General features: G+C 69.0%; 21 protein-coding genes. 10 read left to right on the top strand and 11 right to left on the bottom strand.

Translation table 11 applies throughout. From position 1 onward, the window contains the following. Window positions 1–1,458 (top strand): AMP-binding protein, encoded by a 1,458-nt coding sequence (locus MHN84_RS23215; RefSeq protein WP_241206872.1) that lies wholly within the window; start codon window positions 1–3, stop codon window positions 1,456–1,458. Window positions 1,459–1,504: 46 nt separating this feature from the next. Here MHN84_RS23215 and MHN84_RS23210 read toward each other — a convergent pair whose 3' ends face one another. From MHN84_RS23210 to MHN84_RS23195, 4 genes are read right to left on the bottom strand one after another with little or no spacing between them, the layout of a single operon-like run. Further along, complete coding sequence (locus MHN84_RS23210) at window positions 1,505–2,677, bottom strand: acyltransferase (RefSeq protein ID WP_241206871.1); 1,173 nt, start codon at window positions 2,675–2,677, stop codon at window positions 1,505–1,507. A 22-nt stretch (window positions 2,678–2,699) separates the two neighbouring features. Then, complete coding sequence (locus MHN84_RS23205) at window positions 2,700–4,238, bottom strand: bifunctional 3-(3-hydroxy-phenyl)propionate/3-hydroxycinnamic acid hydroxylase (RefSeq protein WP_241206870.1); 1,539 nt, start codon at window positions 4,236–4,238, stop codon at window positions 2,700–2,702. Next, the gene (locus MHN84_RS23200) at window positions 4,235–5,176 is read right to left on the bottom strand and encodes a fumarylacetoacetate hydrolase family protein (protein ID WP_241206869.1); all 942 of its coding nucleotides are present in this window, start codon (window positions 5,174–5,176) and stop codon (window positions 4,235–4,237) included. Before MHN84_RS23200 ends, MHN84_RS23205 begins: the two co-directional genes overlap by 4 nt. After that, entirely contained in the window at window positions 5,173–6,315 is a 1,143-nt protein-coding gene (locus MHN84_RS23195; protein ID WP_241206868.1) for a VOC family protein, read from the bottom strand. The genes MHN84_RS23200 and MHN84_RS23195 overlap by 4 nt, the downstream gene beginning before the upstream one ends. Before the next feature lie 226 nt (window positions 6,316–6,541). On the opposite strand from MHN84_RS23195, the gene MHN84_RS23190 reads away from it, so the two are divergent. After that, a complete protein-coding gene (locus MHN84_RS23190) occupies window positions 6,542–7,747 on the top strand; it encodes a DUF3068 domain-containing protein (protein ID WP_241206867.1) in 1,206 nt (401 codons plus the stop codon). A 41-nt stretch (window positions 7,748–7,788) separates the two neighbouring features. Further along, the gene (locus MHN84_RS23185) at window positions 7,789–9,420 is read left to right on the top strand and encodes a hypothetical protein (RefSeq protein ID WP_241206866.1); all 1,632 of its coding nucleotides are present in this window, start codon (window positions 7,789–7,791) and stop codon (window positions 9,418–9,420) included. Between the two features lie 47 nt (window positions 9,421–9,467). Here MHN84_RS23185 and MHN84_RS23180 read toward each other — a convergent pair whose 3' ends face one another. After that, complete coding sequence (locus MHN84_RS23180; RefSeq protein WP_241206865.1) at window positions 9,468–10,082, bottom strand: TetR/AcrR family transcriptional regulator; 615 nt, start codon at window positions 10,080–10,082, stop codon at window positions 9,468–9,470. A gap of 173 nt (window positions 10,083–10,255) precedes the next feature. Between MHN84_RS23180 and MHN84_RS23175 the strand changes: the two genes are divergently transcribed. Beyond that, complete coding sequence (locus tag MHN84_RS23175) at window positions 10,256–11,191, top strand: LysR family transcriptional regulator (protein ID WP_241206864.1); 936 nt, start codon at window positions 10,256–10,258, stop codon at window positions 11,189–11,191. A 90-nt stretch (window positions 11,192–11,281) separates the two neighbouring features. Continuing rightward, window positions 11,282–12,511 (top strand): hypothetical protein, encoded by a 1,230-nt coding sequence (locus tag MHN84_RS23170; protein WP_241206863.1) that lies wholly within the window; start codon window positions 11,282–11,284, stop codon window positions 12,509–12,511. Between the two features lie 69 nt (window positions 12,512–12,580). On the opposite strand, the gene MHN84_RS23165 is transcribed toward MHN84_RS23170, so the two are convergent. From MHN84_RS23165 to MHN84_RS23155, 3 genes are read right to left on the bottom strand one after another with little or no spacing between them, the layout of a single operon-like run. Then, a complete protein-coding gene (locus MHN84_RS23165) occupies window positions 12,581–13,483 on the bottom strand; it encodes an LLM class flavin-dependent oxidoreductase (protein WP_241206862.1) in 903 nt (300 codons plus the stop codon). Beyond that, window positions 13,480–14,253, bottom strand: coding sequence for an SDR family NAD(P)-dependent oxidoreductase (locus tag MHN84_RS23160; RefSeq protein WP_241206861.1), 774 nt, complete (start codon window positions 14,251–14,253; stop codon window positions 13,480–13,482). Before MHN84_RS23160 ends, MHN84_RS23165 begins: the two co-directional genes overlap by 4 nt. A gap of 30 nt (window positions 14,254–14,283) precedes the next feature. Continuing rightward, the gene (locus MHN84_RS23155) at window positions 14,284–15,366 is read right to left on the bottom strand and encodes an alkene reductase (RefSeq protein WP_241206860.1); all 1,083 of its coding nucleotides are present in this window, start codon (window positions 15,364–15,366) and stop codon (window positions 14,284–14,286) included. 152 nt (window positions 15,367–15,518) lie between these two features. Between MHN84_RS23155 and MHN84_RS23150 the strand changes: the two genes are divergently transcribed. After that, on the top strand, window positions 15,519–16,031 hold the full coding sequence (locus MHN84_RS23150; protein ID WP_241206859.1) for a MarR family winged helix-turn-helix transcriptional regulator: 513 nt from the start codon (window positions 15,519–15,521) through the stop codon (window positions 16,029–16,031). Between the two features lie 5 nt (window positions 16,032–16,036). On the opposite strand, the gene MHN84_RS23145 is transcribed toward MHN84_RS23150, so the two are convergent. Further along, the gene (locus MHN84_RS23145) at window positions 16,037–16,741 is read right to left on the bottom strand and encodes a zinc-binding dehydrogenase (RefSeq protein ID WP_304654339.1); all 705 of its coding nucleotides are present in this window, start codon (window positions 16,739–16,741) and stop codon (window positions 16,037–16,039) included. Window positions 16,742–16,774: 33 nt separating this feature from the next. Between MHN84_RS23145 and MHN84_RS23135 the strand changes: the two genes are divergently transcribed. Together MHN84_RS23135 and MHN84_RS29910 are read left to right on the top strand one after the other, a co-directional pair. Continuing rightward, window positions 16,775–17,605, top strand: a complete 831-nt coding sequence (locus MHN84_RS23135) for an MFS transporter (protein WP_308192984.1) — start codon at window positions 16,775–16,777, stop codon at window positions 17,603–17,605. A gap of 54 nt (window positions 17,606–17,659) precedes the next feature. After that, window positions 17,660–17,887, top strand: coding sequence for a hypothetical protein (locus MHN84_RS29910; protein WP_308192983.1), 228 nt, complete (start codon window positions 17,660–17,662; stop codon window positions 17,885–17,887). Here MHN84_RS29910 and MHN84_RS23130 read toward each other — a convergent pair. After that, the gene (locus MHN84_RS23130) at window positions 17,871–19,028 is read right to left on the bottom strand and encodes a glycosyltransferase family 4 protein (RefSeq protein WP_241206858.1); all 1,158 of its coding nucleotides are present in this window, start codon (window positions 19,026–19,028) and stop codon (window positions 17,871–17,873) included. The two genes, MHN84_RS29910 and MHN84_RS23130, sit on opposite strands and share 17 nt — an antisense overlap. Before the next feature lie 36 nt (window positions 19,029–19,064). Here MHN84_RS23130 and MHN84_RS23125 point away from each other — a divergent pair, with 36 nt between their 5' ends. Both MHN84_RS23125 and MHN84_RS23120 read left to right on the top strand, forming a co-directional pair. Next, window positions 19,065–19,832, top strand: a complete 768-nt coding sequence (locus MHN84_RS23125) for a class I SAM-dependent methyltransferase (RefSeq protein WP_241206857.1) — start codon at window positions 19,065–19,067, stop codon at window positions 19,830–19,832. 55 nt (window positions 19,833–19,887) lie between these two features. Further along, window positions 19,888–21,360 (top strand): aldehyde dehydrogenase, encoded by a 1,473-nt coding sequence (locus MHN84_RS23120; RefSeq protein ID WP_241206856.1) that lies wholly within the window; start codon window positions 19,888–19,890, stop codon window positions 21,358–21,360. A 70-nt stretch (window positions 21,361–21,430) separates the two neighbouring features. On the opposite strand, the gene MHN84_RS23115 is transcribed toward MHN84_RS23120, so the two are convergent. Next, a complete protein-coding gene (locus tag MHN84_RS23115; RefSeq protein WP_241206855.1) occupies window positions 21,431–21,826 on the bottom strand; it encodes an SgcJ/EcaC family oxidoreductase in 396 nt (131 codons plus the stop codon). Between the last annotated feature and the right edge of the window lie 53 nt (window positions 21,827–21,879).

Below are 21,879 nucleotides of genomic sequence, written 5' to 3'. Positions count from 1 at the left end.
ATGAGCGCACCAGTCCCGCCGATCAGCACCCAGGTGTCGGCGCTCGCCGCGCAAGACCCGGACGCGCCGGCGGTCACCTGCGCGGGCGTCACCGTCACCCGGGCCGAACTCGACGCGCTCACCAACCGGCTGGCCCGGGGCCTGGCCTCCCTCGGCGTGGGGGTCGGCGACTACGTGACGGTCGTGCTGCCGAACTCGCTCGACTGGGTGTACGCGGTGCTGGCCTGCTGGAAGCTCGGCGCGATACCGCAGCCGCTGTCCGCTCGGCTGCCCGACGCCGAGCTGGCCGCGCTGTTGGAGCTGCAGCGCCCGGCCGTGTTGGTCGGCCGCGTCGACCCGGCCGGTGTCACTCCTGACACGACGACCGCTGTGGCGCACGGCTTTTCGGATAGCCCGGTACCGGAGGCCGTGTCACCGGTGTGGAAGTCGATGGCCTCGGGCGGCAGCACGGGGCGGCCCAAACTCATCGAGGCGGGCAGCGACAGCCGCATCCCCGCGGCGATCGGCGCCCCACTGGGCGCCCAGGACGGCGACGTGTCGCTGATCTCGGTGCCGCTGAGCCACAACACCGGGTTCACGACGTTCGCGGTGGGTCTGCTGCAGGGCCACCACCTGGTGGTGATGCCGCGGTTCGAGCCCCACGAGTTCCTGCGACTGGTCACCGAACACCGGGTGACGTTCCTGACCACGGTGCCGACCATCATGCAGCGCCTGCTGCCCGTGTTACGGGCGAACCCGGACGCGTACGACCTGTCGTCGATCCGCCGGTTCTGGCATCTCGCGGCGCCGTGCCCGCCGGCGGTGAAGCGCGCGTGGATCGAGCTGCTGGGGCCGGAGGTTCTCTGGGAGCTCTACGGAGGCACCGAATTGCAGGCGTTGACGTTCATCTCCGGCGAGCAGTGGCTGAGTCACCCCGGCTCGGTCGGGGTCGTGGTCTCAGGGGAGATGACGGTGCTCGACGACGAGGGCACGCCATGCCCGCCCGGGGTGCCCGGCGAGATCTACATGCGTCGCGCCGCCGGATCGCGGCCCACCTACCGCTACGTGGGCAGCACCGCGAAGAGCCGCGACGGCTGGGAATCGCTGGGCGATCTGGGCTACTTCGATGCCGACGGGTTCCTGTACCTGACCGACCGCCGCGTGGACATGTTCACCGTCGGCGGGCGCAACGTCTATCCGGCGGAGATCGAGGCGGCGCTGGCGGAGCATCCGGGGGTGTTGTCCAGCCTGGCCGTCGGCGTCCCGGACGAGGATCTGGGGCAGGTGCCGTATGTGCTCGTGCAGGCGCCCGGGCTGGACGCCGACGAGGTACGGGCGTTCCTCGCCGAGCGGCTCGCGCCCTACAAGAGGCCGCGCACGATCGAGTTCACCGACCGGCCGCTGCGCGACGACGCGGGCAAGGCACGCAGGTCGGCGGTGCGCGACGAGATCACCGCGCGGGCCGCGCAATCGGATTAACGCGCGGGCCGCGCAATCGGATTAACGCGCGGGCCGCGCAATCGGACTAGCGTGCGACGGCGGGCTCGGTGACGTCGTCGACCGCACTGTCCAGCGGGGTGGGGTCGTTGCGCCGCTCCCAGCGCCGTAGTGCGTTGCGGCACGGCGACTCGACCAGCGCGTAACTGACCGCGGCGATCGCGAACCCGAAGCCCACGGTCAGCAGCAACACCGGCACGAAGTGGCCGTTGAACGCGAACTCGCCGAGCATCGGGAACACCATCGCCAGCGCGGCCAGGTGCCATACGAACAGGCCATAGGACCAGCGGCCCAGGGTGACCATGACCGGATGCCCGAGAAGCCGGTGGCCGGTGTCGGGGCGGTCGAGCACCAGCGGCGCGAGCAGCGCACCCGCCACGATCGCCCCCATGGCGGTCTTCATCGTCACCTGGCCGATGGTGCCGAACTGCAGGCCCTCCTTGCCGGCCAGCGGCGAGGCGGCCACCAGGAACGCGACCACCGCGATGCCGGCCGTCAGAACCCGGTGCCGCGCGACCCGGTGCGCCGGCCCGACCGGTGAGACGGTGAGTTCGGCGAGCACCATGCCGGCGGCGAACCAGGAGAAGAACGCGGGCGGCCAGTTCCACAGATTGTGCCCGGAGTCGGGATCGAACGGGATGCGCACCCAGAACAGGCTCGCGACCGCGGCGGCCAGGATCACCGGGATCCGGGCACGGACCGGGACGCGGCGCACCAGCAGCGCCAGGAACGGCAACGCGAGGTAGAACGCCACCTCCACCGACAGGCTCCACATCTGCGTCAACCCGGCGGTCAGCGTCAGCGGCACGTAGATCTGTGTCAACGTCAGGTTGGACAGCCAGACCGTGGCGTCGGCCTTCGCGTCCGGCAGCAACGTGAGGATCACCACGACCGCGACGAGGTAGCCCGGCATGATCCGGACGAAGCGGGACCGCAGGTAGTGCGCGGTGGCCGGGCGCTTGCGCAGCCCGCGGGCGGCAGCGGCGTGGCCGCGCCACAGCAGGAAGCCCGACAGCGCGAAGAACACCGCGACCGCCAGGTCGAAGCGGCCCAGCAGCCGGCCGGTGATTCCGGTGGTGTGGCCGGTCTGGAACGCGACATGGGTGACGACGACACCGATGGCCGCACACGCGCGCAGACCTTCGACGGCGGGCAGGAAGCTGTGCGTGCCGCCGACTTCCGCCGACTGGGTGGACGTCACGGCGACCAGTCTGCCCGACCCCCTACCGAGCCGGTCGATGGGACGGGGACGCCTCGAGCCGGAACAGCGGAAGTGCGCGGCACACGGCGGCGGTGTCGCGTCCGGCGGTCAGCACGGTGCGGTCGGGACGCACCACCGCCGTGGTGACGTGGTGGTCCTCGAGCCAGCGGGCGAGTTCGGTTCCCGGCGTGGCGCGGACGAGGCGCGCGCCACGTGCTGCGACGGTGTCGGCCTGCGCGGGGGTCAGCATCGCCGTGGTCAGCACACCGAACCCCAGGCCGAGTTCGTCGTCGAGACGAATGCCGTTGTCGAACAACATGTTCGGGCACAGGTGACCAGCGATGCCGCGGGTGCGCCAGGTCCGCCTCACCAGGCTCGAGGAGCGCAGCGCCGGGGTCTGCGAATCGGTGACCTTCGATCGCAGGCCCGGTATCCGGTGCAGGTGCGGCAGCACGAGCGCCCGGCCGGCAGCACCGACGCGGCCGCCCGAGGTCATGGCGCGGCCGATGTTGAGCGCCAGCGTGATCATGTGGCGGGCATGCGGGCGGCGCTCGGCCTCGTAGCTGTCGAGGGCAGAGGGTGCCAGCTCGCCGCGCAGCACGCCGGCGATTTTCCACGCCAGGTTCATCGCGTCGCGCAGACCGGCGCCCATGCCCTGGCCGATGAACGGCGGGGTCAGATGGGCAGCATCGCCGAGCAGGAAGACGTTGCCGCGGCGCCACGTGTCGGCGAGCTGGGCGCGAAAGGTGTACTCCGCGACGCGAATCAGCTGCAGGTCGGTGGCGCTGACCTCTTGGGTCCACGGTTGGATCAAGGGCTGCAGCGCGGTCAGCGTGGCGTAGTCGTCGACCGATTCGTGATCGAGAAGACGGAACTCCCAGCGGTAGCGGGTGGGTCCGATCCGCATGTAGGTGCCGGCGCGGTGGCTGTCGCAGAGCTGGTGCACGCCGTCCCACTGGTGCAGGTCGGCCTCGGTCGCGATGTCGATCACCAGCCAGCGCTGGTCGAACTTCATCGAGCGCATCGCGGCGTCGACGGTGCCGCGCACCATGCTGTTCGCGCCGTCACAGCCCAGCACCACGTCCGCGGTGATCAGCGACTCCTCGCCGCTGACCCTGTCGCGCACCCGCAGGTGCAGCGGCCCGTTCCCGGAGACGTCGAGCACCTCGGTGTGGCCGCGGAACCGCGCATGCGGATGGCGGGCCAGGTTGGCCCGCAGCAACTCTTCGAGGCGGGGTTGGTCGAACATGCTGGCTGCGGGAAAACCGTTGCGTGTCAATGCCGTATCGCGCCTGAACTCGGCCAGCACCGACATGTCCCGGTCCACCAGGCGTAACCCCTGCGCCGGATGGGAGATCGCGGCGAACTCCGCGGCGATGCCCAGCCGGGCCAGAATTCGGTAGACCTCGTCGTCGAGGTGCACCGCGCGGGGCTGCGGGTAGACCTGCGGCCACCGGTCCAGCACGAGGGTGTCGACGCCGTACTGGGCAAGCAGCGTGGCGGCGGTGATCCCGGTGGGCCCGCCGCCGACCACGGCCACCGGAACGTGCTCGGCCGTCATCGTGCGTAGCGCACCGACAGCCGCTGCGTGCCGAGGTCGATCGCCCCGTCGTCGGTGCCGACCGACGCCTCGACGACATCGCCGTGCTGCAGATACTTCGGGTTCTTGGCCTGCCGGGAGAAGAAGGCCTTCCATTTCACCGCGGGCGGCAGCAGGTTGCCGATCATCTCGATGGGCTTCGGCGGCGCCGTCAGCGCCGTACCCGCCGGGGTTCCGGTGAGGACCAGATCGCCGGCGGAGAGATCCTGGAACCGGGTGAGGGACTGCAGCGCCTGCAGCGGGCGGTACAGCATGTCGCCCTCGACGATCCGGTTCTGGCGTTCGTCGCCGCTGACGCTCAGCCGCAGCCGCAGGTCGCCGAAGCGGGCCAGTTCGGCCGCGTCGAGCAGCACCAGCGCGGGCCCGACCGGGGTGAACGTGGGATACGACTTGGCCTCGTAGAACTGGGTCTGCGGCAGCTGGATGTCGCGGGCGGACACATCGTTGGTGACGGTCAATCCGGCGATGATCCCCGGCAGGTCGGTTTCGGTGATCGTCGACCCGGCCGGCACGTCGCGCCCGATCACCAGCCCGATCTCGACCTCGTAGTCGAGCAGCGTGACGTGCGCCGGGCGGACGATCTCGCCGAACGGGCCGGTGATCGAGGCCGACGACTTGCGGAAGAAGGTCAGCGGCACGGTCTTGGGGTCCATCCCGGCGTCGACGACGTGGGATTCGAAGTTCGTCATCTGCGCGATCACCCGGCACGGCGTGGTCACCGGGGACAGCAGCGCCAGATCGGCGACGGGCACGGTGTCGCCGCTGCCGGCCGCCGCCTCGATGGCGGACCGCTCGGCCAGCAGGTCGGCGGTGGTCGTGGCCGTGGTGGTGATCCGGGCAGCGCCCGCAGGGGTCTGCACCCACCAGCCGTCGGCGGTGCGAAGAACGGAGGTCGTCATGAGATCGCTACTTTCAGCAGGCCGATGAGGCGGTTGAGGTCGAACTCGTTGTCGCCGCGCAGCGCGGTGACCATGGACGTGAGCTGGTGGCGGGCGGCGCGCGGATCGGCGTCGAGGAAGTCCTTGGTCGCCGGCGGTCCCCACTGGGCCAGCCCGGAGGCGGTGAACGGGGCCCAGCCGGGTTCGAGGGTGTTGTCGAACATGTCGCCGTCGGCGAAGTGCTCGACCAGGAACCCGTCGGGGTCTCGCCAGTAGTCGAACAGCTGGCTGCCCTGGATGTGGCGACCGATCCCCCACGAGCGGTGGTAGCCACGCTCCCGCAGGTATTCCCCGCCTGCGGCCAGCGCGTCGAGATCGCTGACCTGGTAGGCCGAGTGGACGTAGCGGTTGGCCGGTCCCAGCGCCAGCGCCAGCGTGTGATGGTCGGCCGGCACGGAGCCCAGGTCACAGCGGATGAAGCTCATCGCCGGTCCGCGCTCGCGCTGTCCGGGGAAGAAGAGGAAGTCGCTGACGATCATCCCGAACGTGTCGAGGTACCAGTTGAGCGTCTTCAGGTAGGTGGTGGACTGCAACACCACGTGCCCGAGGCGCTGCACGCGGGCGGGCACACGCGGGGGCCGTACCGTCGCGTTGATCCTGGTCAGCGCCCCGATGTTGGACACCTGGGGCGTCTGATCGGGATGAGCGGGCAGTTCCTGCATGCCGGCGACGACCTTGACCGCCATGCCGCTGGGGTCGGTCAGCCCGACCGCCACGCCGCCGATCGTCTCCGGCAGGGCGTGCACCCGGTTGCCGGTCTTCTCGGCGAGTCGCAGCACGTCGACCTCGTCGGCGGCTCGCAGTGCAACGCCGGCGAACCGGGTCCGTGGCCCACGCCGCAGGATCACGCACGGCGCACCGGCGGCGGTCCCGCGCAGGTGCAGCTCGTGCGGATCGCGCAGCGAGATGCCGAAACCGAAGGCGCGAGCGAATGCCTCGGCGCGGACGAGATCGGGTTTGTCGAACTCCAGCCAGGCGATGTCGGCCACCCGGATGATCGGGTTCCTGGCCCTGCCCGGGTGCTCGCCGCGCAGGGCACCGTGCTCGCTGTGCAGATCGGTGTGCGCGTCGCGGTGCCCGTCGACCTTCGGGATCGTCATCTGACCTCCTTAGTTGATGAAATCGTCACATACGACCGATCCGTCAGTCAAGGTTTTCTGACGGATTCCTCAGTGATGACGGGGCAGGACCAGCGGTGTCGACACGCGCACCCGTCCGGGGCGAGCACCGCCTGCGTGCGCCCCGTAATCCCTCGTCGCCGGTTGGGCCTTAATTTGTGCTGTTAGGGTCAAACGGGTTTTGCCGCGCGCGAAGGGAGACACGGTATTGAACCGCGCAGTTGCGCTGAGGTATGCCGCGTGCGGACTCATGGGCCTCGGCGCAGCGCTGCTCATCGCAGCGCTGCTCCTGACCACCTACACCAAGGGCAAGATCTCCAAGATTCCCCTGGACATCGACACCACCCTGGTCAGCGAAGGCACCGGTGACGTCTTCGACCCCGCCTCGCTGAACTCCCAGCGGTTCGTCGTCGACCAGGACGTCCCTGTGGTGATGCAGCAGCAGATCAGCGTCGAATCCCCCGCCAACGCCGATGTGGTGACGCTGCAGGTCGGCGACTCGCTGCGGCGCTCGGACCAGCAGGGCGACCGTGGCCTGCTGCTGGCGATGGTGGACACCGTGACCCTGGACCGCACCACCGCCGAGGCGGTCTCCAGCGAGTCCAACCCCGGCGGCGCCGTGCAGAAGCCGCGTGCCATCGAGGACCAGAACCCGCCCACCAACATCGCGCTGCCGCACGAGGGCCTGGCCTACCGCTTCCCGTTCGACACCGAGAAGAAGACCTACCCCTACTTCGATCCGATCGCGCAGAAGGCCTACGACGCCAACTACGCGGGTGAAGAAGACGTCAACGGACTGACCGCCTACAAGTTCACCCAGAACGTCGGCTTCGACAACGAGGGCAAGCTCGTCGAGCCCGTCAAGTACGCCTCGCTGTACGACGACGACGCCGACAGCCAGGTCACCGCACGCGCCGCGCTGTGGGGGCTCGAGGGCGATCCCGAGGAACAGATCACGATGACCCGGTACTACGCCGCCCAGCGCACCTTCTGGGTCGACCCGGTGTCGGGCACGATCGTCAAGGAAACCGACCGGGGCTACCACTACTACGCGCGTGAGGCCCTCAAACCCGAGGTGACGTTCGCCGACTACACGGTCACCACCAACGACGAGTCGGTGGAGAGCCAGGTCAACGCCGCGTACGACGAGCGCGACCGGGTCTCGCTGTGGGGCCGCATCCTGCCGATCACGTTCACCGCGCTGGGCATCGTGGCACTGCTCGGCGGCGCGCTGCTCGGCTCGTTCAGCCTGCGCGCGGAGTCGACCCTGATCGATCCAGGCCTCGACGACACCAGTAGTCGCTTCTACGGCGGCCGCGGTGACGAGGGTGAACCGGTGCCCGGCGCGGAGGCGAAGACAGAGAAACTGCCGGCGCAGCGGCCCACCGATCTACCCCCGGACCGACCGGTCTGATCCCCCGCGCCCGTCCGCTGGCGGCCCCGGCCTATGCGCTGGTGCTCACGCTGGCGGTGACCGCACCGCTGTTCGCCCCGGGTTATCTGCTGCTGCGCGACGCGGTGTCGACACCGCGGTCCTACCTCACCGATGCCGCGCTGGGGCTGACACAGGCCGCGCCGCGGGCTCTGCCCCAGGACGTCGCCGTCGCGCTGGCCTCGGCCGTGGTCGATGGCGGCGTGCTGGTCAAGGGGTTGCTGATCCTCGGGCTCTGGCTCGCGGGCTGGGGGGCCGCGCATCTGGCGACGACGGTGCTGCCCGGAGCCGGCCTGCCCGGGCAGTTCGTGGCCGTCACCGTCGCGGTGTGGAATCCCTATGTCGCCGAACGGCTTCTGCAGGGCCACTGGAGCCTGCTGGTCGGTTACGGCGCGCTGCCGTGGGTGGCGGCGGCCGTGCTGTCTCTGCGAGCCGCTGGGGCCACCGGCGTGGGGGCGCTGCTGTTCTGGCTCGCGCTGGCCGGGCTGACGCCGACCGGGTTGATGATGGCGGCGACGATCGCGCTGGCGTGCGTCGCCGCCCCGGGCGCGGGCCGTTCGCGGTGGTTCTGTGCCCTCGTGAGCCTGGCCGGGTCGACGACCGCGGCGTTGCCCTGGCTGGTCGCGTCGGCGCTCGGGTGGTCCCCCGGCGTCGATCAGGGGCCCGCGGTCGCGGCGTTCGCTGCGCGCGCGGAGCCCGGGCTGGGCACGCTGGGCAGCCTCGCCGGGCTGGCCGGAATCTGGAACGCCGACGCGGTGCCTGCCACGCGCACCACCCCGTTCGCGGTGGTGGCGACCGTGGTGCTGCTGGCGGTCGTGGCGACAGGGCTGCCGGTGCTCCTCCGGTACCGGGTCGCCCGGCCGCTGCTGGTGGTCGCCCTGATCGCCGTGCTGGTGCCCGCGCTGATGGCGACAGGACCCGGTCTGACGGCCGTCACGGCGCTGCTGGACGCGGTGCCGGGGCTGGGAGTGATCAGGGACGGTCAGAAGTGGGTGGCGCTGGCGATGCCGGCGTACGCGCTGGCCGGTGCGGCCGCCACGATCGCGCTGCGCCCGCGCGTACCTGCCCTCGCGACTGCCGCGGTGTGCTGCGCCGCTGTGATCGCGACGCTGCCCGACCTGGCGTGGGGGGTCGGCGGACGCGTGCATTCCGTCCAGTACCCGCCGGCGTGGCGGGAGGCGGCGGCCGTCATCAACGCCGAGCCGGCACCGGTGGCCGTGCTCCCGGTCGACAGCATGCGGCGCTTTTCCTGGGCCGGGCCGGCGCCGGTCCTGGATCCGCTGCCGCGCTGGCTGCGCGCCGAGGTGCTGACCACCGGCGACCTGTCGATCGGCGGCCGTCTGGTGCCGGGTGAGGGCGTCCAGGCGCGGGAGGTTCAGGCCCTGCTGCTCGCCGGTGCGGATCGGGCCCGGCTGGCCGACGCCGGGGTGGACTGGGTGGTGGTCGAAGGCGCGGGGACGAATCTCGACCTGCCCGTGGCGTTTCGGTCCGATGACTTGACGGTGTACCGAGTCGGCGGCGTGGGGCGGCCGTCGCCCTACCGCGGCGTGGCGTTGGCCGCGCACGGCGTGTGGCTGGCGCAGCTCATCGTGGGATTGGTCTTGATCGCGTTGCAGCGCAGTCGGATTCGAGAGGCGTGCCGAATGCGTCAGTGATCAGAACCAGCCATGGTTGTGATCACTCCCCTGTCGATGGCCCGGCTTTATCCTTGTGAGACAAGGGATTTCGCGAGGCGTTCCCGCCACCGGGACAGAGTCGAAGGGAAGTCGATCTGATCGGGCACCACGACCCACCAGTAGGAGTACCCGATGCCCGTGGTCAAGATCTCTCTGCTGAAGTCGTCGGCGTCGAGCTCCGCGGTGATCGACCCATCGGCCATACCGGCGCGAATACCATCGGCGATCACCTGGCGTACACGGATGAGCCACTGCCGGATCCGATCGCGCAGGGTGCCGGCGTCGTGTACCGCTTCGAAGTTGATGATGAACATGGCCCGCAGGAATGTGGGGTCGTCAGCCACGAATTGACAGAGCGCATCGACCGGCGCGATGGCTCTGTCTAAGCCGGTTGCATCCGAGGGAACGCCTGCGTCGATGCGACTCTCGTACTCGCTCAACACGGTGTCCAACAGAGCTTCCTTGCTGCCGAAGCGTTCGGCCACCATCGCCCGGCTGTACCCGGCCCGCAGGCCGATGTCCTTCGCCGTCGTGTGCGCATAGCCCTTTTCGACGATGAGCTCGATGGCCGCGGCGGCCAGGCGTCGAGAGGACTCGTCGACACGCTCTCGCTGGGTGCGTCGCTGCTTACCCTCAGTCATCGCTGGACGCGTACCGGTGCTCGCCGACGGCATCCCCACCCGAGCTCACTCTGCGGCGAACATCGCCGACGTCCGTGTCCGCCACGAGGAAGCGCCATGGTGGGAGGATAGTTGCTGGCTTCGATCACGGACAAGTCTTGCTTGCCTGAATGCAGACAAGTAAGTTACCCCGTGTGGAGCTACGCCAACTGGACGCGTTCGTTGCCGTGGCCACTGAACTGCACTTCGGCCGTGCCGCAGAGAGTTTGCACATCAGCCAACCCACTCTCAGCGACCTGGTCCGTCGACTGGAACGCGAAGTGGGCACCCCACTGCTGACGCGCACGTCGCGACGGGTGGCGTTGACCAACGCCGGAGCCGAGATGCTCCACCGCGCCACCTTGATCCTCGAGCAGGCCGGAGCCGCCGTCGCGGCGATGCACCAGTGGGCCGACGGTGACGCCGGGGTCGTACGCCTCGGTGTCGCCCCGCCCGTTGCGCCCGTGCTGACTCCCCACCTCGCCGCCGCTCTGCGCGCCGAGGCACCCGATGTCGAACTACAGGTACGGCGAATGTGGCCCTACGACCTGGAGCGCGCAGTCGCCGACGACACTGTTGATGTCGCGATCACGTGCGGCCCCGTGCTCGCGACCATGGGCGTGGTGAGCACTGTGTTCTGCGGCGAGCCGTGGTTGGTCGGGTTGCGTCCCGATCACCGACTCGCAAGCCGCGATGCTGTCACACTGGCTGATCTCCGCGATGAAACACTCGGGATGCACAGCGAGACACTGTTTCCCGCATGGACTGTGGCCCAGAAGCAACTTCTCCGCGGCGCAGGGCTGTGCCCGGCGATCGTCGAACTCGCCGATACTGATCTGTCTGCGTGGAAATGGCCGGCCCAGTCCGACGTCGACTGGATCCTCACGACAGCGTCGGTGGCCGTAGCGGATTGCACGGTCGCGATCCGACCGATCACACCGCAGCAGGTGGTCCCCTTCATGCTGCATTGGGCTCCTGGTCGGGCTTCCAATCCGGCGGTGGGTCGATTCGTGCGATTGACCTTGGACGGCGAGGTGCCGTCAGGATTGGTCCGACTGACCGACGAGTCGCGACGGAGCAGAGCTTCGTGAGCACGTGCTGGGCGACCGAGTCATCAGGCAGCTTAACCGCAGAATGAGAGTCATTGGAGACGAGCCGGTTTCACGCGATACCGGGCTCCGATGACCCACCCCGGCCGGGACCGCCACGGCATCGTCTCGACATCGCCGAGCCCACGGTCGCGATCTCATCCGGCAATCCTGGGGCTGACCGCGGCAGCGACCGTCGTTGTCGCGATGGTGCTGTTGGCGGGTCTTCAGCGAGCGCAGACCGCGATGCCGGCGGTCATGCCGGGGACCAGAACCTGGACGGGCCACTACTGCGATGTCGGAGCGTTCCTTCTGTGGACCCTCGGCGACACAACCGAGCCGGGCTTCGCACACTCAGCACTGGCCGGCGCCCTGATGCTGCTCGGTGGATACACCTCCCACGGGGCCTCCATCCGCAAGAGTCGCTGGGCTGGGTTCCCCGTCGCGTCAGGCACCGCGTTGCTCCCACGGGCCCTGGGCAGCGCGGCCCTGGGATTGGTGCTCAGCAACGTGGCGTGGGGCTGGACCATCGGCGTGTCCGGGACCTGGCAGCCCACCTTCGTGCCTTTCGCCTCCGTGTCCGCTGCGGTCGTGCTGATCTACGGCGGCAGTACGCCGGTGCTCCTCACCGGCGCCGCACTCGGGGCATGCCTCACCACACCTCTTGCGCTCGCGGCGGTGAACTTCGCCTGTCGCCCGCTGGGGCTGCCCACCGTCATCGGGGCCACCACCGGCATGTGGGTCAGTGCGCTCGTCGCCTTCGCACTGTGTCGCCATCTTCGGTGGATGCCGAAGAGGCTCGTCGCCGTGCCCCGCTGCCGGGCGACGTCACCACACACATTCCGAGACTCCGCACCGCTGGGTCCGAAGTGGCTGGCCCGCCGCATGTTGGCCGATTTCACCGAAGCGCAGTTCATCGGAAATGAGACAGCCGGCGCTGCACTGCTTTTCGGCACCGCCCTCTCCTATCTGCTGTCTCCCACGCTGACCAGCGGTGCGGGAGAACTCCTGCCGCAGCTCCTGGGCGCGCAGATCATGACCTCGGCACTGTCGGTGACGCTGTGGCACCGACAATGGGCGAAGCACGGCTGGTACCCGACGTTCGTCCCAGTGGTGTCCATCGCTCCCGCCACCGTGCTCATGGGCGGCGGTTCGCTGTCGTCGATCGTGGTCGGCGCAGTCGTCGGCGCTGTGATCGGACCGCCGCTCGCAGCGGCGATCGCGCGCCGACTGCCCGCAGATTTCCATCCGTTCATCGGCAATGTCGTCGCCATGTCCAGTGCCACCGCACTGGTCGCCATCGTCTGGGCGTCGTCACACTGAGAAACGTACGGACAGGTGAAGGCCACCGAACTCATCGATGGACGGACGCGAGGAGTCGTGGTCCTCACCTCATGATCGACGAGAACTCCTGCTCTCAGCGATTGCGTCACGCACCGCGGGCACGATGTCATGGGCAAACCGTCGCGTCTGGTCGAGATCATCGTCTGGGGCACCGAAGATGAACGTGTCCATACCGGTCTCGACGGCGAGCTCCGTCAGGTCATGGGTCCATTGGGCGACCGTTCCGCGGAACGGTTCGCTGGACTCGTGGTCGCTGATTTCTCCGAAGACGTTGTACGCGCGCACGATTGACGCCGGGTCGCGGCCGGCCTCGGCTGCGCCGCGGTCGATCTGCTGGTTCATGCCGTCGAGCGCCTCCGGCGGGAAGTAGGAGTTCGACGGTAGCCAGCCGTCTGCGTGGCCACCGAGGTACCTGAGCAGCTTGGGTCCGCCCACTCCCAACCAGATCTGCATGTCGTGGGCTGGCCGAGGCCCCGGGTGCACGCCGTGCACCCGGTAGATGTCTCCGTCGTATCTGACCGACCGCTGCCCCGACCACATCAGTCTCGTCACTTCGACCGCGTCGCGCAGGGCTCGGGCCGCCTCGCCCGGCGTACGCCGCGGACCACCCATGGCCACGATCGCATCCCAGAACGCTCCCGCCCCGAGAGCCAATTCGACCCGACCGCCGGAGATGACGTCAAGGCTCGCTGCCGTCTTGGCCAGAACCGCGGGGTTGTGCAACGGGAGGTTCGCCACGTCGGGCACCAACCGTACGCGGTCGGTCCTAGCCAGCAGTGTGGCGATGAACGCCCAGGCTTCCAGGAAGTCCTTCTGATAGGGATGGTCCTGTACGCCGATGAAATCCAGGTGTTGGTCGGCGAGCTCAGCGATGGCGTAACTGTTCTCGAGGAGGCCAGGGCTCGGGGTCACGAACACCCCGAACTGCAGTTCGCGTCCGTAGTCGGTCATCGCATCCACCCGCCTGCGACGTCCAGCGTGGAGCCGGTGATGTAGGAGGCCCGCTCGGACAGCAGGAAGCAGACCGTGTCCGCGATCTCTTCAGGGCGCGCGAGCCGACCGAGGGCATTCATCGAACGGGTCACGTCGTCCGGGGCGACGTGGGCCAGCGCGGGATGGACATAGTCCGCCCCGTTCTCGGCGGCCATGTCGGTGGCAGTTCCGCCGGGGGCAACGGCGTTGACAGCGATACCCGCCTCGGCCAATTCCGGTGCCAGGTTGAGCGCCATCGCCGAGACGGCGGCCTTGCTGGCGGCGTACAACGCGTGGTGATGCACCGCGATGCGGGCGCTGACCGAAGAGGTCAGCACGATCCGACTTCCCGGCGGCATGACGGCCGCCGCTGCCTGTACGGCGAACAACTGGCCACCGACGTTGGTGCGGAACACATTCTCGAAGTCGGCGGCGGTGATGTCCGCCAGTGGGGCGAAGTGCTCCACGCCTGCGTTGCTGGCCAACAGGTGCAAAGCGCCGAACTCCTCGACGACGCGGGCGACGACATCGGCGATCTGAGCGGGGTCGGTCACGTCGCCGCCGAACGACGCCGCGCGGTGTCCGCGCGCACGCAGCTCGTCGACGAGTTTCTCCGCTGCGCCGGCGTTGGCCCGGTAATTGACCGCGACCGCGGCGCCGCCGTCGGCCAGGCGCGACGCGATCGCGGCACCGATACCCCGGCTTCCGCCGGTCACCAGCGCGACGCGGCCTTCGAATGTCGAACTCATGTCGCTCTCCTCTTTCTCTGTGGCTCGACGTCAGGCGGTCGGTACGGCATCCAGCGTGGGGTAATCGGTGTACCCGCGATCGTCACCGCCGTAGAAGGTGGCACGGTCGGGAGTGTTGAGCGGCGCACCGGTGGCCAGGCGCAGCGGCAGATCGGGATTGGCCAGGAACGCGGCTCCGAACGCCACGAGGTCGGCGGTGCCGTCCTCGGCGAGGCCCAATTCGCTTGGACCGGTGATGCGTCCAGGTGTTGCCGGGTTGAGGATGAAGGTCCCGCCGAAGCGGTTGCGCAGCTCGTTGGTGAAGTCGCGATCACCCACTTCCATCACGTGCAGGTAGGCCAACTTCCTCGGCGCCAGAGCGTCGACCAGCGCGCGATACGTCTCGTGGTAGTCGTCTTCGTGAATGTCGTTGAGCGGGTTGGCCGGGGAGATGCGCAGACCGACGCGGTCCGCACCGATCGCGGCTGTCACGGCCTCGACGACACGCAGAGTCAAGCGGAGGCGATTGTCGACCGACCCACCCCACCGGTCGGTGCGCAAGTTGGCGTTGGACGACAGGAATTGATGCAGCAGATAGCCGTTGGCTCCGTGCACCTCGACGCCGTCGAATCCGGCGGCGACGGCGTTGCGTGCGGCCTGCGCGAAGTCGAGCACTGTCTGGGTGATCTGATCTTCGTCGAGCTCTTCGGGAGTCACGAAGGGCTGCATGCCCTCGAGGGTGAACACTTCGCCTACCGCAGCGACCGGTGAGGGACCCACGGGGACCATCCCGGGCGGGAGCAAGCTCGGGTGTCCGACGCGACCCGTGTGCATCAGCTGAGCGAAGATCACACCGCCGTCGGCATGCACCGCGTCGGTGACTGCCCGCCATGCCTGCACCTGTTCGTCCGAGTGCAGGCCCGGGGTGTTGGGATATCCCTGACCGATCACCGACGGCTGCGTGCCCTCGGTGATGATCAGACCCGCGCCGGCCCGCTGCCGGTAGTACTCAGCCATGCTGGGTGTTGGCGTCGCACCCGCGCCGTACGCACGGCTGCGGGTCATCGGCGACATGACGATTCGATTCTTCAGTGCGATACCGCCCACCGTAATGGGGTCGAAAGCAGTGGTCATGATTCTCCCTTTCATCAAGATGTCTCGGATACCTGTCCGAACAGGTAAACCGAGGCGTTCATTCCCACCGGCGAAAACCCATGAAAAAACTGTTTTTCTCCTTTTTGCGGAGTGACTCCGGGGCTCACCGGGGCCGAGTAAGCTGCCTGGACATGAAGCGCTCATCGGCTGCCGGTGACCCATCGGGGGCTGAGCTCGAATCCAGCGTCCCGGTCCCGGCGGCCGCGGAGAGTGGCCCCATCAGCCACGCGATCTTCCGGGTCGCACGGCTGCACCGGATGATCGCCGGACACCTGCTCAGGGAGGTGGGGCTGCATCCCGGGCAGGAGATCGTGATGATGCATCTGTGGCAGGCAGGCCCGCAACGGCAAGTCGATCTCGTCCGCGTCCTCGACTCGGACGCTGCCACGATGACGAGAACGATCCGACGATTGGAGAGCGCAGGATTCGTGCGCCGCGTCCCGACGCCGACCGACAAGCGGGCCTCGCTGATCGAACCCACGCCGGCGAGCGTCGCTCTGCGTCAGCGCGTCGAGCGCATCTGGGCCGAACTCGAAGACGCTGCGGTCGGCGGCTTGGATGCCGCATCCTGCCAGGCGATCGAGGAAAGTCTCCTCACCCTCGAGGAACGATTGAACCGTGCCGCAGACCGGCTGGGGCGCTGAGGCATTCACTCGTCGGCAGCGTCGTCGACGAGGCGGATCAGCACCCTGCCGGATGCGGTCCCGGCCTCCACGGCGAGGTGTGCGTCGACGGTACGCGCCAGCGGCACCACCAAACCGATCCGGGGACGAAGACCCCCGTCGCGCAGGCAGTCTCCGATGTCGGCGACGGCGGCTGCCTTGCCCTCCACGGGCACCGTGTACACGTAGACGAAGCGCACGGCCGCGTTGGCGACCATCGCCCGCACGATGGGCAGACAGACCTCGTCTGACGGGGATTCGGTCGCGTAGGCGCTGATGACGCCGCCGTCGGCCAGTGCGGCGAGATCGGTGTCGAGGTTGACACCGATTGCCACGTCGACGATGCGGTCCGCGCCACGGCCGCCGAGAATTGTTCGCAGCTGCGACATGTCGTCACTTCCGGCGACGACCACTGACTCGGCGCCCGCGAAACGCGCCGTATCCGCGTGCTCGGCTCTGCGCACCGTCGCCGCCACTGTGGCGCCCCTCCAGGTGGCGAGTTGAATGGCCGCCAGGCCCACCGCCCCAGCTCCACCGTGAACCAGAACCCGGCGACCTTCGAGACGACCGTCGGCGAACAGGCAGCGGTGCGCGGTCATCGCCGGCACGCCCAGCGCGGCTCCGATCTCGAACGAGATCTCATCGGGCAGTGGTACGGCGGGCCAACCGGCCGCCGCGCCACCGCCGGGCAACGAGGCCGTCCTGCTGGCCCCCGCGTTGGGGCCATGACGACGCCGTCGACGCTGCCCCGGGCATGGCTGGCGGTTCTCGCGCTCCTCACCGCGGTTGGCCCCCTCTCGGTGGACTTGTACCTGCCGACGCTGCCTGCAATGGCGGGCGAGTTCGGCGCCGACGCGTCCCGGATGCAGTTGACGCTGCTCGGGTTCATGGTCGGGATGGCGGTCGGTCAGTTGGTCGGTCCGCTGTCGGACCGGTGGGGCCGACACCGCTTGCTGATCGCCGGCACGCTGCTGAGCACCGCGGCCGGCGCGGCCTGCGCACTCGCCCCGTCCCTGGAGGTCCTGGTCGGCTGTCGCATCCTGCAGGGCCTCGGCGGAGCCGCCGGGGTTGTGCTCAGCCGGGCGATCGTCGCGGACCGATCCGAAGGTGCTTCTGCGGCAGGGGCATTCAGCTTGATGATGATCATCAACGGGGCCGCGCCCATCGTGGCGCCGTTGATCGGCGGGTCCGTCGCCGGCATCATCGGGTGGCGAGGAATCTTCTGGATCCTGGCCGCGCTGAGTGCCCTGATGGTTCTCGGAGCGACGATCGTGTTGTCTGAAACCTGTCCGGCGGCAGCACGTTCCGAGCGAGCAGGCGCCGGCATCCTGGGGGTGCTCGGGAACCGGTCCTTCCTCGGCTGTGCGTTGACGTTCGCGTTCGGTTTCTCGGTGATGTTCGCGTTCATCTCGGCGTCCCCGTTCGTCCTGCAGAACGTGCTGGGACTCTCGCCGGTGGGTATCGGAATCGCCGTCGCCGCCATCGCGTTCGGGCTGCTCGCATTGAACGCGGGAACGCGCGCATCGTGGCGAGGTTCGGGGCGCCCCGGCTTCTGAAGACCGGGGCCATGTTGGGTGCTGCTGCTGGCGCTCTGGTGCACGGTGGCCAGCTTGGGTCTGTTTGTCGCAAATGCCACATCGCCGGCACTCGATCAGGTGCGCCGCGCCGCGGACGCGGGTTCGGCGGCCCTCGGGGTGCTCCAGTACGCCCTGGCTGCCGTGGTCTCACCGCTCGTCGGGCTCGCCGGCAGCCACACCGCCGTGCCGATGGCGATCACGATGGCCGCATGTGCGGGCGTCGCGGCGGTCGCGTTGACCCTGCTCACACCAGGCCGCTGACCCGGCCGCCCGCCTGCACCGCGCCGAGCACAGCCGCCATCGCGTCGGCGCTCTGCTCCCAGGAGAATTCCGAGCTGCGCACCCGAGCTTTCGCACCGAGCTGTTCGCGCAACACGTGATCGGTCAGCAACCGGTGCAGTCCGTCGACCAGATCGTCGACGTCGTCGACCAGCACCCCGGTCACCCCGTCGACGATCGAATCGGACAGCCCACCCGAGGAGCGGTACCCGATCGTCGGCACCCCGTGCTGGGCGGCCTCGATCACGGCCAACCCCCAGCCTTCCTTGCGAGACGGCAACAGGTTCACCCAACTCTGTTGCAGCAGATCGTGTTTGGTCGCATCGTCCACGTGGCCGTGGAACGTCACCGCGTGGGAGATGCCCAACTTCTCCGCATGATCGAGCAAGGGCTGCGCCCACCAGCCGCCGCCCACCACGTCGAGGTGCAGGTCCGGAATCCGGCCGCGCAGTCGCGCGACCGCGTCCAGTGCGTCCTCGATCTGCTTGTGCGGCACCAGCCGCGACAGCACGACCACGCGGGGCGTCGCCGAGCGGGGCGCCGTCAACGACTCCGGCGGCGCGTCATCGACGCCGTTGCGCACCACCGCGACGTGGTCGGCGCGCACACCCAGATCCGTCAGGTCCCGAGCCGACGGCAGCGACACCGTCACGTACTGATTGCGCCGGTGCAGCCGCGGCGACAGGCGCGATTCGACGAACCACCCGATGCGGCTCTTCATCGGGCCTGCCACCGGCCACTGTTCGCGGTGGCAGTGGTGCACCAGCACCACGGCGCGGCGGCCGTAGGCCAGGCGGGCCAGGAACGGCAGGCCGTTCTGCGTGTCGACGACGACGTCGGGCTTGGCCCTACGCAGTGGGCCCACACCCAGCCGGCCGGCCACCATGGCCAACCCCGCCCGCACGTACACCGAATAGGGCCCGCCTCGGCGCTGGATCTCCACACCGTCGACCACCTCGCGGCGGGCGGCGCCGGGGTAGCGGGCGGTGCGCAGCGTGACCCGCACCCCGGACTCGGCGAGGTGCGTACCGATGCGCTGCAGATACGTCTCACTGCCGCCACCCTGCGGGTGCCCGGTGTCGCGCCAGCACAGCAGCAACACGGAGTTCAGGGGGGCGGACATCGGTGTTCAGACTAGCGGTGTGCCTAGGGTGGCCGGGTGGTCGCTACGGAACTGTTCGCCCGACGGGCGACGCTGGCGCGCTCGTTGCGGTTGCTGTCGGCCTTTCGCTTCGAGCAGAGCGACCCGGACCGGTTCTACGGCGCGCTGGCCGACGACACCGTCGCACTCGTCGCCGACCTCTGGACCGGCGTCACCGGGGCCGTCACCGCCGGCCGGACCGTCCTCGACGTCGGCGGCGGCCCCGGCTACTTCGCGTCGGCGTTCACCGAGGCCGGGATGCGCTACGTCGGCGTGGAACCCGACCCGCGGGAGATGCACGCCGCGGCGCCGCGCACCCACGAGCGCGCGGGATCGTTCGTCCGCGCCTCCGGTACCGCGCTGCCGTTCCGCGACCACAGCGTCGACATCTGCCTGTCCTCCAACGTCGCTGAGCACGTCGCGCAGCCGTGGCGCCTGGGTGAGGAGATGCTGCGGGTCACCCGGCCGGGCGGGCTCGCGGTGCTGTCGTACACGGTGTGGCTGGGACCGTTCGGCGGCCACGAGATGGGGTTGACGCATTACCTCGGCGGGCAGCGCGCCGCCGACCGCTACGCCCGCCGGCACGGCCACCGACCCAAGAACGACTACGGCTCGTCGTTGTTCGCCGTGCATGCGCGCGATGGCCTGCGCTGGGCGCGCGGCACCGGCGCGCTCATCGCGGCATTTCCGCGCTACCACCCGCGATGGGCCTGGCGCGTGGTCCGGTTGCCGGGGCTGCGGGAGTTCGCGGTGAGCAACCTGGTGCTGGTGTTGTCGCCGTCCTGAATCGGCGAACTGCAACAGGTTCTACTTAGCGCTGTTCGTAGGTAGTGTGACGTCTATGACACAGAGCACCGCATTCCGGACCGAGTGGGACAAGTTGTTCATCGGCGGTAAATGGGTCGAGCCGGCCACCTCGGACGTCATCGAGGTGCACTCCCCCGCCACCGGTGAGCTGGTCGGCAAGGTGCCGCTGGCGTCTGCCGCGGACGTCGAGGCGGCCTGCGCGGCCGCCCGCAAGGCCTTCGACGACGGCCCGTGGCCGCAGATGTCGCCTGCCGAACGCCAAGAGGTGCTGGCCCGCGCGGTCAAGATCCTCGAGGAGCGCGCCGATGAGCTGAAGTTCCTGCTCGCCGCGGAGACGGGGCAGCCGCCGACGATCGTCGACATGATGCAGTACGGCGCCGCGATGTCGGCGTTCCAGTACTTCGCCGGCGCGGCCGACAAGTTCACCTGGCAGGAGATCCGCGACGGCATCTACGGCCAGACCCTGGTGGTGCGCGAGCCGATCGGTGTCGTCGGGGCTGTGACCGCATGGAATGTGCCGTTCTTCCTGGCGGCCAACAAGCTGGGCCCGGCGCTGCTGGCCGGGTGCACGATCGTGCTGAAGCCCGCCGCCGAGACCCCGCTGTCGGTGTTCGCGATGGCCGAGGCGTTCGCCGAAGCCGGGCTGCCCGAAGGCGTGCTGTCGATCGTGCCGGGTGGGCCGGAGACGGGCCGGGCGCTGACCAACAACCCGGAGCTGGACAAGTTCACGTTCACCGGGTCCTCGGCAGTGGGCAAGGAGATCGCCAAGATCGCCGCCGAGAAGCTCAAGCCGTGCACGCTCGAGCTGGGCGGCAAGTCCGCGGCGATCATCCTCGAGGACGCCGACCTGGATTCCACACTCCCGATGCTGGTGTTCTCCGGCCTGATGAACTCCGGACAGGCGTGCGTCGGACAGACCCGCATCCTGGCGCCGCGCTCGCGCTACGACGAGGTGGTCGAGAAGCTGTCGGCCGCGGTGTCGGGGATGCTGCCGGGGCTGCCGACCGATCCGGCCGCGATGATCGGCCCGCTGATCAGCGAGAAGCAGCGCGAACGGGTCGAGGGCTACATCAAGAAGGGTGTGGAGGAAGGTGCCCGCGTGGTCGTCGGCGGTCAGCGTCCCGAGGGTCTGGACAGCGGCTGGTACGTGCAGCCGACGGTGTTCGCCGATGTCGACAACTCGATGACGATCGCCCAGGAGGAGATCTTCGGGCCGGTGCTGGCGGTGATTCCTTACGAGGATGAGGACGACGCGGTACGCATCGCCAACGACTCCGTGTACGGCCTGGCCGGGTCGGTGTACACCACCGATCACGATCGGGCGCTGCGCATCGCGCGGCGAATCCGCACCGGCACCTACGCGGTCAACATGTACGCCTTCGACCCGGGGGCGCCGTTCGGCGGGTTCAAGAACTCCGGCATCGGGCGCGAGAACGGCACCGAGGGCATCGAGGCGTACTGCGAGCCGAAGTCGATCCTGCTGCCGTTCGGCTACACCCCGGCCTAGTTCTCCCCGCGACCAGACGCGAACTCGAGTGGTCTCTCGGCGTGTCCACTCGAGTTCGCGTCTTGTCGCGCTAAGGGGTGTGGGGCATCGAGTGGTGCTCGTGGGCGATCAGCCACGCGCCGTCGACCTTGCGCATGCCGAACGTGCTGCGCAGCCGGTTCTCCGGATGGGCCGCGATGTCCTCGGGCATGCCGGCGCGGAACAGGCCGAACGCGTAGGCGACGGTGTCGCCGGCGATGACGTCGAGCATGAGTAGTTCGAGCACTGCACCGCCGGCGATCCATTCGAAGAACTCCGGCCAGGTCTGCCGATACGCATCGATGCCGTAGACGCCCTCTTGAGGTGGCGGCACGTCGTACAGCACGACGTCGTCGGTGTGCGCGGCGATGACGCCGTCGATGTCACGCGCGCGAATCGCCTCGATCCAGCGGTCGATGACGGTGCGGATGTCGGTGTCGTCGGTCATGCGGATGCAGACCGGCCCGTTGCGGGAAACTCATCGGGGCCGCGAGGGCTCAC

It is taken from the genome of Mycobacterium sp. PSTR-4-N, assembly GCF_022348085.1.
Classification (GTDB): Bacteria; Actinomycetota; Actinomycetes; order Mycobacteriales; family Mycobacteriaceae; genus Mycobacterium.
This window is presented reverse-complemented; position numbering and strand designations above follow the sequence as displayed.

Coding starts and splice junctions, on each gene's coding strand:
- MHN84_RS23215 (WP_241206872.1), top strand. CDS start 1: ATGAGCGCACCAGTCCCGCCGATCAGCACCCAGGTGTCGGCGCTCGCC.
- MHN84_RS23205 (WP_241206870.1), bottom strand. CDS start 4,238: ATGACGGCCGAGCACGTTCCGGTGGCCGTGGTCGGCGGCGGGCCCACC.
- MHN84_RS23200 (WP_241206869.1), bottom strand. CDS start 5,176: ATGACGACCTCCGTTCTTCGCACCGCCGACGGCTGGTGGGTGCAGACC.
- MHN84_RS23195 (WP_241206868.1), bottom strand. CDS start 6,315: ATGACGATCCCGAAGGTCGACGGGCACCGCGACGCGCACACCGATCTG.
- MHN84_RS23180 (WP_241206865.1), bottom strand. CDS start 10,082: ATGACTGAGGGTAAGCAGCGACGCACCCAGCGAGAGCGTGTCGACGAG.
- MHN84_RS23170 (WP_241206863.1), top strand. CDS start 11,282: ATGACCCACCCCGGCCGGGACCGCCACGGCATCGTCTCGACATCGCCG.
- MHN84_RS23165 (WP_241206862.1), bottom strand. CDS start 13,483: ATGACCGACTACGGACGCGAACTGCAGTTCGGGGTGTTCGTGACCCCG.
- MHN84_RS23160 (WP_241206861.1), bottom strand. CDS start 14,253: ATGAGTTCGACATTCGAAGGCCGCGTCGCGCTGGTGACCGGCGGAAGC.
- MHN84_RS23155 (WP_241206860.1), bottom strand. CDS start 15,366: ATGACCACTGCTTTCGACCCCATTACGGTGGGCGGTATCGCACTGAAG.
- MHN84_RS23150 (WP_241206859.1), top strand. CDS start 15,519: ATGAAGCGCTCATCGGCTGCCGGTGACCCATCGGGGGCTGAGCTCGAA.
- MHN84_RS23135 (WP_308192984.1), top strand. CDS start 16,775: ATGACGACGCCGTCGACGCTGCCCCGGGCATGGCTGGCGGTTCTCGCG.
- MHN84_RS23130 (WP_241206858.1), bottom strand. CDS start 19,028: ATGTCCGCCCCCCTGAACTCCGTGTTGCTGCTGTGCTGGCGCGACACC.
- MHN84_RS23120 (WP_241206856.1), top strand. CDS start 19,888: ATGACACAGAGCACCGCATTCCGGACCGAGTGGGACAAGTTGTTCATC.
- MHN84_RS23115 (WP_241206855.1), bottom strand. CDS start 21,826: ATGACCGACGACACCGACATCCGCACCGTCATCGACCGCTGGATCGAG.